The 15,962-nt window shown below is 58.5% G+C and carries 15 protein-coding genes; 2 read left to right on the plus strand and 13 right to left on the minus strand.

The window, feature by feature from the left end:
- The 6 genes from QEV83_RS07200 to QEV83_RS07225 form a co-directional block, all read right to left on the minus strand.
- Complete coding sequence (locus tag QEV83_RS07200) at nt 1-1,983, minus strand: heme lyase CcmF/NrfE family subunit (protein WP_280130526.1); 1,983 nt, start codon at nt 1,981-1,983, stop codon at nt 1-3.
- A gap of 46 nt (nt 1,984-2,029) precedes the next feature.
- Nucleotides 2,030-2,482 carry a cytochrome c maturation protein CcmE gene (gene ccmE, locus QEV83_RS07205; RefSeq protein WP_280130527.1) on the minus strand — a complete coding sequence of 151 codons (453 nt, stop codon included), beginning with the start codon at nt 2,480-2,482 and terminating at the stop codon, nt 2,030-2,032.
- Between the two features lie 6 nt (nt 2,483-2,488).
- A complete protein-coding gene (gene ccmI / locus QEV83_RS07210) occupies nt 2,489-3,589 on the minus strand; it encodes a c-type cytochrome biogenesis protein CcmI (protein ID WP_280130528.1) in 1,101 nt (366 codons plus the stop codon).
- 62 nt (nt 3,590-3,651) lie between these two features.
- Nucleotides 3,652-5,094, minus strand: coding sequence for a sensor histidine kinase (locus tag QEV83_RS07215; protein ID WP_280130529.1), 1,443 nt, complete (start codon nt 5,092-5,094; stop codon nt 3,652-3,654).
- Nucleotides 5,095-5,139: 45 nt separating this feature from the next.
- Nucleotides 5,140-5,847: a response regulator transcription factor gene (locus QEV83_RS07220; RefSeq protein WP_280130993.1), complete on the minus strand. Its 708-nt coding sequence runs from the start codon at nt 5,845-5,847 to the stop codon at nt 5,140-5,142.
- A gap of 53 nt (nt 5,848-5,900) precedes the next feature.
- Nucleotides 5,901-6,233: a PepSY domain-containing protein gene (locus tag QEV83_RS07225; protein ID WP_280130530.1), complete on the minus strand. Its 333-nt coding sequence runs from the start codon at nt 6,231-6,233 to the stop codon at nt 5,901-5,903.
- 84 nt (nt 6,234-6,317) lie between these two features.
- Here QEV83_RS07225 and QEV83_RS07230 point away from each other — a divergent pair, with 84 nt between their 5' ends.
- Complete coding sequence (locus QEV83_RS07230; RefSeq protein WP_280130531.1) at nt 6,318-7,250, plus strand: trypsin-like serine protease; 933 nt, start codon at nt 6,318-6,320, stop codon at nt 7,248-7,250.
- Nucleotides 7,251-7,340: 90 nt separating this feature from the next.
- Nucleotides 7,341-8,345, plus strand: coding sequence for a patatin-like phospholipase family protein (locus QEV83_RS07235; protein WP_280130532.1), 1,005 nt, complete (start codon nt 7,341-7,343; stop codon nt 8,343-8,345).
- Between the two features lie 6 nt (nt 8,346-8,351).
- Here QEV83_RS07235 and QEV83_RS07240 read toward each other — a convergent pair whose 3' ends face one another.
- From QEV83_RS07240 to QEV83_RS07270, 7 genes are all read right to left on the minus strand, one after another.
- Nucleotides 8,352-8,951 carry a DsbE family thiol:disulfide interchange protein gene (locus QEV83_RS07240; protein ID WP_280130533.1) on the minus strand — a complete coding sequence of 200 codons (600 nt, stop codon included), beginning with the start codon at nt 8,949-8,951 and terminating at the stop codon, nt 8,352-8,354.
- The gene (locus QEV83_RS07245) at nt 8,952-9,152 is read right to left on the minus strand and encodes a heme exporter protein CcmD (RefSeq protein ID WP_280130534.1); all 201 of its coding nucleotides are present in this window, start codon (nt 9,150-9,152) and stop codon (nt 8,952-8,954) included.
- Nucleotides 9,142-9,915 (minus strand): heme ABC transporter permease, encoded by a 774-nt coding sequence (locus QEV83_RS07250; RefSeq protein ID WP_280130535.1) that lies wholly within the window; start codon nt 9,913-9,915, stop codon nt 9,142-9,144. The genes QEV83_RS07245 and QEV83_RS07250 overlap by 11 nt, the downstream gene beginning before the upstream one ends.
- Nucleotides 9,916-10,105: 190 nt before the next feature.
- Nucleotides 10,106-10,534: a four-helix bundle copper-binding protein gene (locus QEV83_RS07255; RefSeq protein WP_280130536.1), complete on the minus strand. Its 429-nt coding sequence runs from the start codon at nt 10,532-10,534 to the stop codon at nt 10,106-10,108.
- Nucleotides 10,535-10,696: 162 nt separating this feature from the next.
- Complete coding sequence (locus QEV83_RS07260) at nt 10,697-12,280, minus strand: peptide chain release factor 3 (protein WP_280130537.1); 1,584 nt, start codon at nt 12,278-12,280, stop codon at nt 10,697-10,699.
- Between the two features lie 180 nt (nt 12,281-12,460).
- Entirely contained in the window at nt 12,461-12,823 is a 363-nt protein-coding gene (locus tag QEV83_RS07265) for an MmcQ/YjbR family DNA-binding protein (protein ID WP_280130538.1), read from the minus strand.
- Nucleotides 12,824-12,853: 30 nt separating this feature from the next.
- The gene (locus QEV83_RS07270; RefSeq protein WP_280130539.1) at nt 12,854-15,961 is read right to left on the minus strand and encodes a multidrug efflux RND transporter permease subunit; all 3,108 of its coding nucleotides are present in this window, start codon (nt 15,959-15,961) and stop codon (nt 12,854-12,856) included.
- Nucleotide 15,962 lies beyond the last annotated feature (1 nt).

Below are 15,962 nucleotides of genomic sequence, written 5' to 3' on the forward strand. Positions count from 1 at the left end.
TCATTCCGCCGGTTGGGGGCTTGCTGCCTGCACCTTGCGCGCCCGGCGCGCGATGCCGATCCGAAAACTGCGATCGCTTAAGGACAGGCCGCCGCCGAAGGCCATGACAAGAGCGCCGATCCAAATCAGGGCGACGAGAGGCTTCCAGAAGATTCTCGCATTGACGACGCCGTTGGGGGCGACGTCAGCGATGCTCATATAGACCTGGCCAAAGCCGAGTGTTGCTATTCCTGCCTCCGACCTCGTCATCCGGCGAGCCGGATAGAACCGCGTAGCCGGCTCGATCGTGGCGACCACCTCATCTTTGACACGGATTATTGTTCGCCCCACGAGCTCGGAATAATTGGCGCCGTTGCGCGGCACGACGCCTTCGAAGGTGAGTTCGTAAGGACCGGCGGCAATGGTTTCACCTGGCTTCAAAGCGGTGATTTTCTCGGTGCCCCAGCCGGTCGCGGCGAGGCCAAGCAGAGTGATGCCAATACCCGCATGGGCGAAAGCGGTGCCAAATGCATGGCGCGGCACGCCGCGTGCGCGCTGGCTTGCGACAGCGGGGGCAAACCCGCCGCCGAAGACCCGCCGGCCGAGATCGACGAAAGAACCAGCGATCACATAGAGCGCAACACCCGACAGGACCACGCTAAGCGCTGGACCGCCACGCCAGGCGGCGAGGATCGCCATAAACACCAGAGCCGCCGCAAATGCCGCCGCCAGCCTTTGCGCGACGCCCGCGAGATCACCGCGCTTCCAGGGAAGCAACTGACCGAATGGCATCAGGATGAACAAAGGAATGAACATCGGGATAAAGGTCAGATTGAAGAACGGTGCACCGACCGAGATTTTTTCCCCCGTCAAAGCTTCGAGCGCCAGCGGATACAGCGTGCCGACAAAAACCGTGGCGCAACAGGCCGTCAATAAGAGATTGTTGAGGACGAGCGCGCCCTCCCGCGACACCGGGGCGAAAAGCCCACCTTGTTTCAGCCCTGCGGCGCGGATGGCGAAGAGCGCAAACGATCCCCCGATGAAAAGCACGAGGATCAGGAGAATGAAGACGCCCCGCGTGGGATCGCTCGCGAACGCATGGACGGACGTCAGGACGCCGGAGCGGACCAGGAATGTTCCGACCAGCGACAGCGAGAAGGCAAGAATCGCAAGAAAGATTGTCCAGATTTTCAAGGCTTCCCGCTTTTCCATCACCGCCGTGCAATGCAACAGCGCGGTCGCCGCAAGCCAAGGCATCAGAGAGGCATTCTCGACGGGATCCCAGAACCAGAAGCCGCCCCAGCCAAGCGTGTAATAGGCCCAGTAAGATCCCATGGCGATGCCAAGCGTCAAGGATATCCAGGCGATCAAGGTCCATGGCCGCACAAACCGCGCGAACACCGCATCGATCCGCCCTGAAATCAAAGCCGCCGCCGCGAAGGAATAGGTGATCGAAAGCCCGACATAGCCGAGATAAAGCAGCGGGGGGTGGATGGCGAGCCCTGGATCTTGCAGGAGCGGGTTCAAATCATTGCCCTCCGCCGGCGCATCGGCAAGCCGCGCGAACGGGTTCGACGTCAGGAGAATGAACAGCAGGAACGCGGCGGCGATCCAGGATTGCACAGCCAGAACATTGGCCCGGAAGTCCTCCGGCATGGAACGCGAAAACAGGGCGACCGCCGCTGCGAACAGCGACAGAACCAGCACCCATAGTAGCATCGAGCCTTCGTGATTGCCCCAGACGCCGGTGATTTTGTAAATGAGGGGTTTGGCGGAATGAGAATTTTCAACGACATTGACGAGCGAAAAGTCGGAGACGACATGAGCTGCGGTCAAGGCCACATAGGCGTAAGCCACAAGGCCAAATCCCATGAGCGCGACCGGTGGCGCGACCGCCATCAGCCGCCGGTCCCCCGTGGTGCTCCCCCACACCGGCAAGACAGAATTCACGAGCGCGAGCGCCAAGGCGAGGACAAGCGCATAATGGCCGGTTTCAACGATCATGCGCGCCGCTCTCCTAGACTTTCGGCCCTGCTTCCCACCACTGTCCTCACTTGCTTGCCGCGTCCGCGCCTTCGCGCCAAACTCCCTGCTTCTTCAGGGCGTCCGCGACTTCGCGCGGCATGTAGCGTTCGTCATGCTTGGCGAGAATGCTATCGGCATGAAAGACTTTGTCCTGGCCAAGCGTGCCCTCCGCGACAACGCCTTGGCCCTCCCGGAAGAGATCGGGCAGCAGCCCGGTGTATGTCACTTCGACCTCTTGTTTGGTATCGGTCACGGCGAAGCGCACCGTGTTTTCGCCCTCGCGCACAAGCGAGCCCTGCTTGACGAGCCCGCCGATGCGTAGCCTCTGTCCCTCATGGGGTGCCTTTTGTGCAAGCTCGCTTGGCCCATAAAAAAAAACGATATTGTCGCGCAACGCCACAAGGACTAGCCCCAAAGCGAGGCACAGAACGGCCAACGCGGAGGAGATCAAAACGAGGCGGCGTTTCTTGCGCGTCATCACCGACTAACCTTCTAGACCGAGTTCGCGGGCAAGCGCGTCGATGCGGGCGATCGCATTAGGATCGTCCGCAAGATTGCGTTTTGCGTCGACGAGCGCCGCACGAGCCTTCCCGGATTCATGCAAAACCGTATAGGAGCGGACGAGACGAAGCCAGCCTTCAAGATCCTGCCCATTTTGAGCCAGACGGGCCGCGAGTCCCTCGACCATATTGCGAATGGCGCCCATCCTGGCATCCGCCGGCATGGCCTCTATTTTGGCTGCCATAGGGCCTTGCGGCGCTCCAGAATTGACGTCAAGACTTGCGATCCGTTTGCGCAGCGCTTGCGCCCAAGCCGCGTCGCGCGGCGCTTCGGCGGCGAGCTTTCCCCAGATTTCCTTTGCCCGGGCGATGTCGCCCTCCTGCTCGGCTGCAAGTCCAAGAAAAAAGCGAGGCTTGGGAGCTGAAGGGTCCGCCGCCGCAGCCGTTTCGAAGACGTGTTTGGCATCCGCTGTCACAACGCCGCGAGTGGCGGCCACCAGGGTTTCGCCGTAGAGCGCCTGCCGTTCCGCGGTTGGCCCCAACAGGCGCAACGCCGCGCTCGCCGCTTGGACGGCATCATTGACGCGGCCAGTTTGCAGATAAACTGGCACCAAAACTTCATAGCCACGTCCATCATCAGGGTGTTGAATAAGGTGTGCCTCAATCTTGGCGATCGCGGCCGCCAAATCCATGCGTGCTGGGGCAGTTTCAAGGCGAGCCACAAGCGGCGCATCGGGCAGCTCGGGATGTCCGATCGCCGCATAAAGGGAAATCGAGACGGCCGGCACCAGAAACAAGACAGCCAGCGAGGCCAGCCCGGCTCGCCGTGGCGATGTTGCTGATGCCGATTCGACTGGGGTTTCCGCCGCTGCCATCAGGCGCCGCGCGGCTTCAACTTTGGCCCCCTCGGCGTCTTCCAGCGCAACCAGATTTTGCGCCTCATCACGCTCGATTTCCGCGAGTTGGGCCTTGTAAAGTGCGATATCCGTTTCCCGCCGCCCAACACCGCGCGGCGGTTTGGCCAGCGGCCAGAGAACGCTAACGACCGCGGCGGCGGTCAAACCGGCGAAAAGTAACCACAACATGGAGCCTTAATAGTCATTGCCAAGGCGCTTGCAAGGCTCATCGGAAACAAATGTCGGAGGGTTCACGCCGCCGGAAGCCTGAGATTCGCCCGCAAGCCTCCCTCGGGGCTATCTTCGAGGGTCAAGACCCCGCCATAGAGGGATGCCAGATCGGCAACAATGGAGAGTCCAAGGCCCGAACCGGGTTTGGTTTCGTCAAGACGCCGCCCGCGTGAAAGTGCGGCTTGGCGCTGACTGGCGGCAAGTCCAGGCCCGTCATCATCGATCATCACGCGAAAAAAGCGGCGCTCCGCGAGAGTCCCCCACGGCTCCGTTTCTATTTTGATCGTAACCTTTTGATGCGCCCATTTGCCGGCATTATCGACGAGATTTCCAACCATCTCCTCAAAATCCTGGCGTTCGCCCGGGAACCGGATTGCCTCCATCGCCGTGGTGAGCGAGAATTCAACCGCTCGCTCGGCATAGATTTTTTCGAATGTGCGGACCAGGGCCTCGGTCGCTGGGGCAACCTCGGTAACGCCGCCAAGCGCTCTTGCGCGGACCGCGACCCGCGCCCGGTTCAAGTAATAGGACAGCTGATCGCGCATGACCGCCGCCTGCTCCTCAACCTTCGCCGCGAGCGGGCTGGAATCAACCGCCGCTTCGTTGATGATGACGCTGAGCGGCGTCTTCAGCGCATGAGCAAGATTGCCCACTTGAGTACGGGCGCGCTCCACGACGTCGCGATTGGCGCCGATCAGCAGGTTGAGTTCACTGGCGAGCGGCGCCAGATCTTGGGGAAAATCGCCTTCGATTTTTTCGGCCTCCCCGCGTCTGATCGCGGCGACTCCTTCCTGCAATTGCCAAAGTGGTTTCAAGCCATAGCGAAGCTGGGCCGCCGACGAAAGAATAAGAGCCAGCGCAAGCACGGCAAAGGTTACCACAAGGTCAAATTGGAAGCGCGAGATTTGCCGGTCGATATCTTCGGGCGTCGCGGCGACTTGAACCAGATAAATGCCCTGATCGCCCGTGTCGATGACCCGTTCGGCCATGCGCAAAATCCTGTCGTCGGGCCCTTTTGCGTAGCCCCGGCGTGCCCCCCCGGCACCGGCCGCGATACCAAAATCGGACAGGCGGGGCAGCTTTGCCGCAAACAGCGAGCGCGAGCTCCGGATCTCGGGCTTAGGCGCGTCCAGCCTGGTGATCTGCCAATACCAGCCAGACAGAGGAAATTCGAATTGCGGTTCGCCGAGCTGGGCCGGCGCGGCGTGGCTTTCTTCTCCCGATGACGCGATATCGGCAATGAGCTCATGCAGATACACGCCGAGCCGGTCATCGAAATTATCGACAGCGGTACGCCGGTAGATTGTCGAGAGAACCAGACCCGCGACAAGCAAAATCCCAAAGCTCAGCAATGCGGCGGAAAGGAACAGCCGCCGCGCGATCGAACGGGGTCTTTGCTTTATAGATGTGCTGTCTGGCCGCGCCACAGCCGAGCGACTCGCTTCCTGTTCATGGTTTGCCATCAAACGCCGCCAGCAAAAGACCCGCCAGGCGTGAACGCGCGGGGATCACTTGAGCGCCGGGGGTTCCGCCGCGCGCGGATTTCCTTCCTCGGTTCCGGGCGCCGCCAAAATATAGCCGAGCCCCCGCACGGTTTGGATAATTTCGATACCGAGCTTCTTGCGCAAGCGCCCAATGAAAACTTCGATTGTATTGGAATCACGGTCGAAATCTTGATCGTAGAGATGCGCGACGATTTCCCCGCGAGAGACGACTTTTCCAGCATGATGCATCAAATAAGATAGAAGCCGGTACTCATGTGAGGTTAACTTAACGGGGACACCATCGACTGTTACCCGGCCTGCGCGGGCATCGAGCAGCACCGGACCGCACCGGAATTCACTGGTCGCCTGGCCAGCGGAGCGCCGGAGAAGGGCACGCAGTCTGGCAAGAATCTCCTCGATATGAAAGGGTTTGGCGACATAATCGTCGGCGCCCGCGTCAAAACCTTGAACCTTGTCGCTCCAACGGTCGCGCGCCGTCAAAATCAGGACAGGCATGAGGCGCCCCGCCCGCCGCCACTCCGTGAGTACGGAAACGCCGTCCTTTTTCGGCAACCCCAAATCCAGAATGACGGCATCGTAAGGTTCGGTATCTCCTAAAAACCAGCCTTCCTCGCCATCGAACGCCTTGTCCACGGCATAGCCTGCTTGGGACAGCGCCGCGACAATCTGACGATTCAGGTCCTTATCATCCTCGACGACGAGCAGCCGCACCGTTTTCATTCCTTATTGGACGGAACCTACTCATCAAGCACCACCGCCGCTTTTCATTCATTTTTCGAATCGATCGCCTGTCCTGTCTTGGCGTCGATAAAAACCCGAATGACGCGGCCATCACGGCGCAAGAGGCTGAGCTCATAGACAAGCTCATCGCTCCGGCGGCACAGCTTGACCCCGAGCGCCTCCGCTTGCAACCGGCCCGCCGCGTTCCGCATGGCATGAAAAGGCTCGAACAGGCCATGCATGAGAATTTTGTCTCTTGTCTCAGCGGCGGAAAAACAGGCGTGTTCGGGTTCGGTTCGCGCGGCGGCGCCCAGGCCAAGGTAGACCGCGACAGCGGCCACGAAGAAAAAAATCATGCCCGAAACTGGCTTGCTCACAATGAATGGTCCATGAATATTATGGCGATGCAGAATTTTTTTCGAATCACTCCCCTTTGGAAGGCGTTAGTGGCAGCCCGACGGATGAGTCTTGGTGCGGTCTTGGCTAGCCTGTTAGCTCTATTTTTGCCGATGCCCGCCTCTGCTTTGGTCGGCCCCACCCAGCTGGCGCCTGAATTCAAGCCTTATGTCGTTATGATCTTGGACAACGGCAGCGGCGAAGGCGCCAGCTATTGCAGCGCCAGCGTCATCGCTCAAGACGTCGTCCTGACCGCCGCGCATTGCGTGTCCACTCCTTCCGCCACGCAGGTGTTTTTTCTAGGCGGCGAAGGCAAGCTGATTTTTCTTGTTGCTGCTTGGATCATTTGGACTCTGGCCTCGGTTCTGCTCATCCCCCTGGCGATCCATTTTGGCCGGATACGCCCGCACACCAGCTTCCAAGCAGGCCTGAGCTTGATCATTTTTGGGACCGCCATAGCCTATTATCTTTGGCCGGGCGTTGCCGAGCGATTGGTGTTTTCCGACGTCGCCTCGATTGCCATCAACCCAGGGTACCGGCCGAACACCGGGCAGGATACGGCTTCCATAGATCTTGCCCTTATGCGCCTCGCAAAGCCCCTTCCTTCTTCCTTCAAACCCGTGGAAATTTTGCGCAATTTCTCCGTCGTGACAGGGCAGCGATTGCAGATTGTGGGATTCGGTCACGCGGATGAAGAAGAACGCGGCACGTCGGGCATTTTGCGGACCGCTGTCCTGGCCGCCAACGGACCCAAATCACCGGTTCTTGTCCATTTGACAGATCCAGATGGCAACCGGCTTGGCGGCTGTACAGGCGATTCCGGCGCCCCCGTTTTTGCGGTCGGCCGGCCCGCCCTGGTGGCCGTGGCAATCAGGGCCAAGGGCGAAGATGGTTATGCTTGCGGGGCCGAAACCGAGGCGGTTCTCACTGGCCCTCAGCTGCCTTGGATTCGCGAAATCCTTGACGCATGGTCAGGGGCAAAAAATCTGACACTCTAATTCGCGAAAGATGCGTCCCCGATTCAGGGGTTGCCGATGCTGCGCCGCAGCTCTAAGTTTACCGCGGCGCAATATTTATGGAGGTGTGATATGCCGCATACGGCAAGAACGGCATTGGTCCTCCAAGGTGGCGGCGCGCTTGGCGCCTATGAGCTTGGCGCGGCGCGGCGGCTCTACAAGGACCAGGATTTCGCGCCAGATTTGATCGCGGGCGTCTCGATCGGTGCGATCACCGCAGTGCTTCTGGCACGTCCCGCAAAGGGTTTGAAACCACTCGAAGCACTTGAAGCCTTCTGGCAAAAAGTTACCGTTTCCGGGCTTTTTCTGCCGCCTCCCCTGCGGCCTTATGCTTCGGCGTTGGGAAACCCAAATTTCTTCGTGCCAAGGTTCGATTACTACGCCCTGCCGATATGGACGAACATCTACGATACGGCGCCGCTCCGCGAGACACTTTCCCAATTGGTCGATCTCAAGGCCCTCGCGGACCCTAACGCCAGACCCGGACTTCTCGTCAGTGCGACGGATGTGCAGGCAGGGCAAATAGAATATTTCTTCAGTAAGGACCAAGGACTTTCCTTGGACCATATCGTGGCAAGCGGCAGCTTGCCGCCGTCGTTTCCAATGACACAGATCGGCGAGAAATATTACTGGGACGGAGGTTTGTTCGACAACACGCCCCTCGGCGCCGTGCTCGACAGGCTCGATACGTCGGTGGGGGCTGACCGGACGATTTATGTCGTCAATCTGTTTCCCAATGAGGCACCGGTCCCGAGCAACATGCAAGAAGTCACGGTTCGGACGCAGAACCTCCAGTTTGCCAATAGGACCGGCGCGGATGTGAAAATGCTAGGGAGGATCAACGAGGTCGCCGACTTGATGCAGGCGCTGGAAAATCTTCCCGGAGGCAATCCGCTCAAGGACAACCCGGCCTATCAGGCGGTGGCGAAGCGTCACTACATCCGCGTTCCGCGCATCGTCGCGATCACACGCCCGGATCAAGTTTTGGGCTTTGGAGGAAGCGATTTTTCTCCCAAGACAATCGAAGAACGCGCGGTTGAAGGTTTCAAACAGACCGACAGGGCGTTGGCGGCGTAGTTTTCATCAACGTTGGGCTTTTTCGATCTCCGGCAAGATCGTTTGCCGGTAGGCTTCCTCGCTTACCGGCCCGACGAACCGGTAAGCGATCGTGCCGTCGCCTTTGATGATAAAAGTTTCCGGCACCCCATAGACGCCCCAGTCAATTGCCACGCGCCCTTTGCGGTCTGCGCCAATCCGCGCGAACGGGTCGCCATTTTCAGCAAGAAAACGCTGAACGTTCGCCGGATCATCCTTATAGGCAATTCCGAACAGGCTCGCTCCCGTGCGTTTGAGAATAGGGTCCGCCGCGAGCTGCATCAGCACTTGATGTTCCTGGTGGCAGGGCACGCACCAGGAAGCGAAGACGTTCACAAGCGTCACTTTGCCTTGCCGAAGATCGGCGGCGGAAAAGCCCCGCTTGTCGAGCCCATCAACCGACGACAAATCGAAGTCAGGAACTTGCCGGCCGATGAGCGCCGAGGGCAGCAGCGACGCATCGCCGGCAAAGAGCCGGAACAAAAAGAGCCCTGCCAGAGCGGCGAACAGCAGCAAGGGCACGAAAACGACGAGGGGCCGCTGCGCTGCGTGCGAATCCGCGTGTGGCTTGGGTGCGCGCGCTGTCATTTATGAGCGAGTTTCCAAATCATCACTAGGATTCGGATTTTGCGGATCGTCATCTTGGCGGATTTCCGGAACGGAAAACGAGGCGAGCGCCCGCTTTAAATTCAGATAGTCCACGACGATTGTCACCACCATTCCGGCGGCGATCACAAAGGCAAAGACGTAAGCAGCAATAATAAAGCCAAGATGCGAATCATGGCTCATAAGCCGCCTCCCATGCGGAGGGCCGTCCCTGCTCTTGGACGCTCGCCGCCAGGATCGACATGCGCCGCAAGCGCCGGCGTAAAATCTCGTTGCGGATCGCCAAGAGATACAGCGTTAGGAACAAAAAGGTGAAAGCGAGTACCATCACCACGAGCGGCCACAGCATGGAAGGAGCGATGGCGGGACCCCCGAGGCGGAAGACCGACGCCGGCTGGTGCAGCGTGTTCCACCAGTCGACGGAAAATTTAATGATCGGAATGTTGACCGCTCCGACAAGGGTGAATATCGCCGCCGCGCGGGCCGCCTTGCCAGGGTCTTCGATGGTGCGCCACAAAGCGACCAGTCCGAGGTAGATCAAGAAAAGGACCAGAACCGAGGTGAGCCGCGCGTCCCAGACCCACCACGTGCCCCACATGGGCTTACCCCACAGTGAGCCAGTACCAAGGCACAGCAAGGTGAAGCCGGCCCCAAGCACCGCCGCCGCCTTTTGCGCCGCGTCCGCGAGGGGGTGGCGCCACACAAGCGTGCCAAGCGCAGCGGACGTCATGACGAGATAAATCAACATGGCGAGCCATGCCGACGGAACATGCAGATACATGATCTTGACCGTCTCGCCCTGCTGATAATCAGGCGGTGCGACAAAGAGGGCAAGATAAAGCCCAACGCCCAGCAACACTGCCGTCAGCGCCGCCGATATCGGAATGAGGGGGCGGGCGATACGTAGAAAATATGTGGGCGAGGCATAGTTTGGCATGGATTTCATCTATGCCGGCGCCTGGCCAAATGCAAATCGGGACGGGCCTCGACGAGGGCTCCACGGCCGGAATTTGATCACTCCAGAGGCAAGGAGGATCAGAAGCTGTGAACTCTAACTCACCTTTCCGGCAGCCGGGAGGAGTTAGCCTCCCCCGGAGCGCGGCACCGCATCCGCCGCGCTCCCTTACGATCTCAGATTAAGCCGCGACCTTGTCGCATTCCGCGGCGCAAGCCTTGCAAGATTCGCCACACGCCTTGCACTCGGCGATTTGTGGGAATTTTTCGCATTCCTTCTGGCAGTCCTTGCAAACCATTGCGACCGCCTTGGCGAGATGGCCCGTATGCTCCGAATTGACCGCTGCAAGCGTCTGCAACGCCGCACAGGCGGCAACGAGCTGGTACGCTGCTTCGGCGCAGCCCGCCATGCTCGTATCCTTCATCGCATACATGCCGAGACAGTGCCTGAGGCAATCATTGCCTGTAGAGACGCAATGCCCGGCGGCTTCCTCTAGGGCCTTGTATTTCGGCGGATGCATATCTGGCTCGCCGGCTTGAGCGAAGGCTGGTGAAGCCGACGCAGCGAAAGCGACGGTACCAGCGGCGGCAATGAATTCACGGCGGTCCATAGGTTTCTCCTTTAAGTTTAATGTCCTGCCAGCACCATTCTAACTGTTGAAGGTGACAGCTTTGCAGACCTTGAACATATAGAACGGTCCCCGGTGTTGATCCACAACAACAAATTTATTTGCGGTTTATAATATAGTCTATAAATTTGCTTCAACAAGCACTCACTGGCCGATGGCCTTTTGATAATCCTTAATGTCGGAGAAGACGATCTCCGGCCACCTTTCCTGCTCGTATCGCAGATCGAAACCCGAGGCGGCCATAAAGACGGGGGCGCCATCCAAGTCTCGCGCCATCGATGCCGGATGCGCCTGAATAAATTTGTCTAGCTCGCCTGGATTTTTCGAGCCAATCCATCGTGCGAACTCGAACCGGCTTATCTCAAAACTTACGCTGAGGCCGTATTCCGCGTTCAGCCGCTCGGCGAGGACATCGAGCTGCAAGGCACCAACGACACCCGCGATCGCGCCTGACCCATCCTGCGGCAAGAACAGCTGCACCACGCCCTCCTCCGCCATTTGCCCCAAAGCTTCCCGCAGCTTTTTCGCTTTCATGGCATCACTGGTTTTGACGCGGCGCAGGATTTCGGGCGCGAAACTTGGGACGCCGCGAAAGACGAGATCCTCTCCCTCTGTCAAAGTGTCGCCAATCCGCAAGGTCCCGTGATTTGGTATGCCGACCACGTCGCCAGCAAAGGCTTCCTCGGCGAGCTGACGATCCTGGGCGAAGAAAAATTGCGGTGTGTTAAGCGCGATATTCTTACCGGTGCGCACCAATTTGGCCTTCATGCCGCGCGTCAGCTTCCCGGAGCAAATACGAAGAAAAGCGATCCTGTCGCGATGATTGGGGTCCATGTTCGCTTGGATTTTGAACACAAAGCCGGTCATTTTTGCTTCCCTCGCGTCGACGTGTCGCGAGACCGCCTGTAGACCTTGCGGCGGCGGCGCGAAAGCTTTGAGCGCGTCGATCAAATCGCGCACCCCAAAATTGCGCAACGCGCTGCCGAAAAAAACGGGCGTTAAATGGCCTTGCAAAAACGATGTGAGATCGAAGCCCTTAAAGCCTCCCTTAGCAAGGTCGATTTCATCACCGGCCTGGGCAAAATCGGCCTCATCAAGGAGGCCAGCGATGAACTTATCGGCCGCCCCCTCAACAGCCACGGGCTCGCTGTCGCGATCGATCTGCCGTACCAGATTGCGTTGCAAGTCGAACGTGCCCGCGAAGGCGCGGCCCCGCCCAAGCGGCCAAGTTATGGGGCAAACGTCGAGCGCCAGTGTTTTTTCGATTTCGTCGAGAAGCTCGAAGGGGTCTCGTGTCTCACGATCGAGCTTATTGATGAAAGTAAGGATCGGAATATCGCGCAAGCGGCACACTTCAAAAAGCTTGCGGGTGCGCGCCTCGATACCCTTCGCCGCGTCGATCACCATGATTGCGGAATCAACGGCGGTTAGGGTCCGGTAGGTATCTTCCGAGAAGTCCTCGTGGCCTGGGGTGTCGAGGAGATTAAAGACGCAGCCGTCATACTCGAAGGTCATCACCGAGGTCACGACCGAAATTCCCCGCTCGCGTTCGATTCCCATCCAGTCCGAGCGGGTCTGCCGCCGGTTGGCCTTGGCGCGAACCTCTCCCGCAAGCTGGATCGCGCCGCCAAATAGCAGAAGCTTTTCGGTGAGCGTCGTTTTTCCCGCATCGGGATGGGAAATGATAGCGAAGGTTCGCCGCCGGGCGACTGGATCAGGAGAGCTCATGCCGATGCTTCGCTGCAAAGGGGAGGAATTGTCAACCGTTCTGAGTCGCGGGTCAGTTCGAATTTCTGCTTGCACCCGGAGCAAGGACCTCAGCGTGTGTGCCCGGATGGAAGGTTTTGAGGGGCAACCCGAGTTCCTTGCGATTGCCCGAGTTGCAAGCGGATGATGGTTGACACACAATTATAGTTTGTTGAGACCCAGTTCGCGTTGCTTCTTCTTAGTCAGACCCTGAGAGACGATGCGATACGATTGACGAATATAGTCTCTCAATTCATCGTCCGCGAGTCCCGGCTTGGCATAGTTCTGTATCCACGTCATGCCGCGTGAAGCAAGATATGGCGCCGGACGCAGACCCGGTTGCTCCTTCAGCACTTCATATGAGATGCCGCTCACCTTGAAGGTGAAAGCTGGGGTTTCGTCGGCCCAACCACCGATAGCAAAAACCTTGCCGCCAACTTTCCACACATGTGATCCGCCCCATTGGACCACATAGCTTGCGGCGGGAAGTGCATGGCAAAATGGGTTGTAGTCATCGTAGGTCATTCGTGCTTTGCCCTGCGTGTCGTCGAACGATTATTCGGCTGCAGAGCGCACCTCGGCCCGGGGATGCGGAAGACTATGCCGCTGCGGCTTGCTGCGATTTCGATCCCTTGCCACCAGCGTATAGATCGCCGGCGTCACGAACAGCGTAAAAATCGTGCCAACGCTCATGCCCGCCGCGATGACGATCCCGATCGCGAAACGGCTCTGTGCCCCGGCGCCCACCGCGACGATCAGGGGAATCATACCGGCCACCATCGCGGCTGTGGTCATCAATATCGGGCGCAGCCGCACTGAAGCAGCATGTTCAATCGCCGCGCGGCGGCCAAACCCTTCTTGCTCCTGTAGCCGGTTGGCGAACTCCACCATGAGGATCCCATGTTTCGAGATTAACCCGATCAGCGTGACGAGGCCAATCTGCGAATAAATATTCATGCTTGCCGCGCCGACAACTCCGAGGATGTTCAAAGGTAAAAGCGCGCCGAACATCGACGTCGGCAGCGCGATAAGAATGATCAGCGGGTCGCGGAAGCTTTCAAACTGGGCGGCAAGCACCAGAAAAATCACGATAAGCGCGAAGACGAAGGTGGCAACGAGCGTATTGCCCTCTTGGACGTACTGACGGCTCTCGCCCTGATAATCGACGCTGTAGCCCTCCGGCAGAAGTTCCTTTGCCTTTTGCTGCAGAAAAGCGATCGCTTCGCCAAGGGTGTGGCCGGGAAAGGGCACGCCTTGCAATGTCGCGGCATTCAATTGCTGGAAAGTCGGCAGTCCGTTCGGCTGCACGCTCGTTGTGACGCTGGCGACTGTCGCCAGCGAAATAAGCGCGCCGGAGCTGGTGCGCAACTGATAGCGGGTCAGCCAATCGGGTGTAAGCCGGAACTCCCTCGGCGCCTGAGGAATGACTTGATAGCTGCGCCCCTGGAGGCTGAACCGGTTGACATAATTGCCGCCGAGCAGAGTTGCGAGCGAGGCACCAATCTCCTGCATGTGAATGCCGAGTCGATTGGCTTTATCCGCGTCGATCTTGAAATCGATTTGCGGCATATCGAACTTGAGATCGCTGTTGGCGAAAATAAACAGGCCACTGTCGTGCGCCGCTTTTTCGATCTCGGCCATAACATCCGCAAGCTGGCGGTAATCGGCGATCGTCCGGATCACGAATTGCAGCGGCGGGCCGCCCGTCGAGCCCGGCAAGGACGGCGGCCCGAACGCCAGAATCTCCGCTCCGGTCACATGCGCGAGTTTTGGCTGCAGCGCTTCGATGATCTGTTTTTGCGTGCGTTTGCGCTCATCCCAAGGCTTCAAAATAAGGCCACCAAAGCCTTGATGCACTCCCGCAAAACCATTGATAACGAAGACATGCTCCTTTTCAGGAATCTCATTGGCAGCCGCATCGATCTGGGCCGTCGCTTTCTCCATGTAATCGAGATTGGCGTATTGCGGTGTCTTGACCATGGCGAAAATCGTGCCCTGATCTTCATCCGGCGCGAGTTCCTTGGGCGTTGTCATAAACATAATTGCCGTCAACACCAAAACACCGATCAGGACCAATACCGTCACGGCACGGAAATTCAGGGTCCTGTGAAGGAGCCGCTGATAGCGCTGCCGCAGGCCCTCGAACATCCGGTCCAGGAAGGCGGGAAATCCATGGGCTTCGGGCTGGGGTGGCTTCAGGAGAAGCGAACACATCATCGGTGACAATGTGAGCGCGATAACTCCCGAGACGACGACAGCGCCCGCCAGGGTAAAGGCAAATTCCCGGAACAGCGAGCCGGTCAGACCTGAGACAAACCCAATCGGCGCATAGACAGCGGCGAGCGTGATGGTCATCGAAATCACCGGCCCGGCGATTTCGTGCGCCCCCTGCAACGCCGCATCGCGGGCGGACATTCCTTCTTCCATGTGGCGGTAAATATTTTCAACGACAACGATCGCATCGTCCACCACAAGCCCAATCGCGAGAACGAGGGCCAGCAGCGTCAAAAGGTTCAGCGAATAGCCGAGCATCAAAAGAACGGTCATCACACCGATGAGCGAAAGCGGGATGGTCACGATCGGAATGATCGTCGAGCGAAAATTGCCAAGGAATAAGAAAATCACGACAATAACGATCAGCGCCGCTTCGCCGAGTGTCTTCTCCACCTCATGGATCGAAGCCCGAATGAATTTGGTCGCATCATAGGCGATCGAGGCCTGAAGGCCGGCGGGCAACTGCGACTGAAGCTCTGGAAAAGCTTTGCGAACGTCGTCGATGACGCTCAGGGGATTGGCGGTGGGCGTGGCGTAGATACCGATAAAAACCGCTTTCAACCCATCGAACCCGGAAGATGAATCCGCTGATTCTGGGCCAAGCTCAATATCGGCGACATCGCCAAGCCGGATCATCGCGTCGCCGTGGGCCGCGACGACGAGTTGACCGAATGCTCTGGCCGAATCTACCGAAGTCTGAGCGTTGATGCTCGTTTGAACAAAATCACCCTTGATCTGGCCGGCAGCCGTGGTGAAATTATTCGCGGCAAGCGCAATCGAGACATCGAGCGGGGTCACGCCGCGCGCAGCCATCCGGTCCGGATTGAGCCATACCCGCATCGCAAAAGTCTGGCCGCCGAGGATTTGCGCATTGGCGACGCCATCTATCGTTTGCAGTCTTGGCTGCACGACACGGTTGAGATAATCCGTGATTTGTGAGGGCGTAAGAATCTTCGAATTGAAGGACATATAAAGCACAGCGGTCGAATCGCCTGTCTGCTTGACAACGACCGGATCGAACGCCTCGCGCGGCAAAACATATTTGACTTGATTAACTTTGGCCAAGACATCGGCCACCGCACGGTCCGCGTTAGCGTTCAGGAGAAGGTTGAGGGTAATCGTCGAGGTGTTTTGCTGCGAATTCGAAACCAGTGTATCGATGCCTTCAGCGCTCGCAACTGCCTGCGCGAGCGGCGTCGTGATAAAACCCTTGATCAACTCCGCATTGGCGCCTGGATAGGATGTGGTGATCGTTATTGTGGTTGAGGAGAGTTGCGGAAATTGCCGAATCTGCAGCTTGTAAGCGGATTGAATTCCGGCAAGAAGAATCAAAAGACTAACCACGCTGGCAAGGACGGGCCGGCGGATAAAGATATCGGTAAAAGACATT

Origin of the sequence: Methylocapsa sp. D3K7 (genome assembly GCF_029855125.1) — a bacterium.
Lineage (GTDB): Bacteria > Pseudomonadota > Alphaproteobacteria > Rhizobiales > Beijerinckiaceae > Methylocapsa.

What these genes read in the sequence shown, in the direction of transcription:
- QEV83_RS07200 (WP_280130526.1), bottom strand. Translation starts at nt 1,983, where the DNA reads ATGATCGTTGAAACCGGCCATTATGCGCTTGTCCTCGCCTTGGCGCTC.
- QEV83_RS07260 (WP_280130537.1), bottom strand. Translation starts at nt 12,280, where the DNA reads ATGAGCTCTCCTGATCCAGTCGCCCGGCGGCGAACCTTCGCTATCATT.
- ccmI (WP_280130528.1), bottom strand. Translation starts at nt 3,589, where the DNA reads ATGTTGTGGTTACTTTTCGCCGGTTTGACCGCCGCCGCGGTCGTTAGC.
- QEV83_RS07245 (WP_280130534.1), bottom strand. Translation starts at nt 9,152, where the DNA reads ATGAGCCATGATTCGCATCTTGGCTTTATTATTGCTGCTTACGTCTTT.
- QEV83_RS07255 (WP_280130536.1), bottom strand. Translation starts at nt 10,534, where the DNA reads ATGGACCGCCGTGAATTCATTGCCGCCGCTGGTACCGTCGCTTTCGCT.
- ccmE (WP_280130527.1), bottom strand. Translation starts at nt 2,482, where the DNA reads ATGACGCGCAAGAAACGCCGCCTCGTTTTGATCTCCTCCGCGTTGGCC.
- QEV83_RS07240 (WP_280130533.1), bottom strand. Translation starts at nt 8,951, where the DNA reads ATGACAGCGCGCGCACCCAAGCCACACGCGGATTCGCACGCAGCGCAG.
- QEV83_RS07270 (WP_280130539.1), bottom strand. Translation starts at nt 15,961, where the DNA reads ATGTCTTTTACCGATATCTTTATCCGCCGGCCCGTCCTTGCCAGCGTG.
- QEV83_RS07235 (WP_280130532.1), top strand. Translation starts at nt 7,341, where the DNA reads ATGCCGCATACGGCAAGAACGGCATTGGTCCTCCAAGGTGGCGGCGCG.
- QEV83_RS07250 (WP_280130535.1), bottom strand. Translation starts at nt 9,915, where the DNA reads ATGAAATCCATGCCAAACTATGCCTCGCCCACATATTTTCTACGTATC.
- QEV83_RS07230 (WP_280130531.1), top strand. Translation starts at nt 6,318, where the DNA reads ATGAGTCTTGGTGCGGTCTTGGCTAGCCTGTTAGCTCTATTTTTGCCG.
- QEV83_RS07265 (WP_280130538.1), bottom strand. Translation starts at nt 12,823, where the DNA reads ATGACCTACGATGACTACAACCCATTTTGCCATGCACTTCCCGCCGCA.
- QEV83_RS07215 (WP_280130529.1), bottom strand. Translation starts at nt 5,094, where the DNA reads ATGGCAAACCATGAACAGGAAGCGAGTCGCTCGGCTGTGGCGCGGCCA.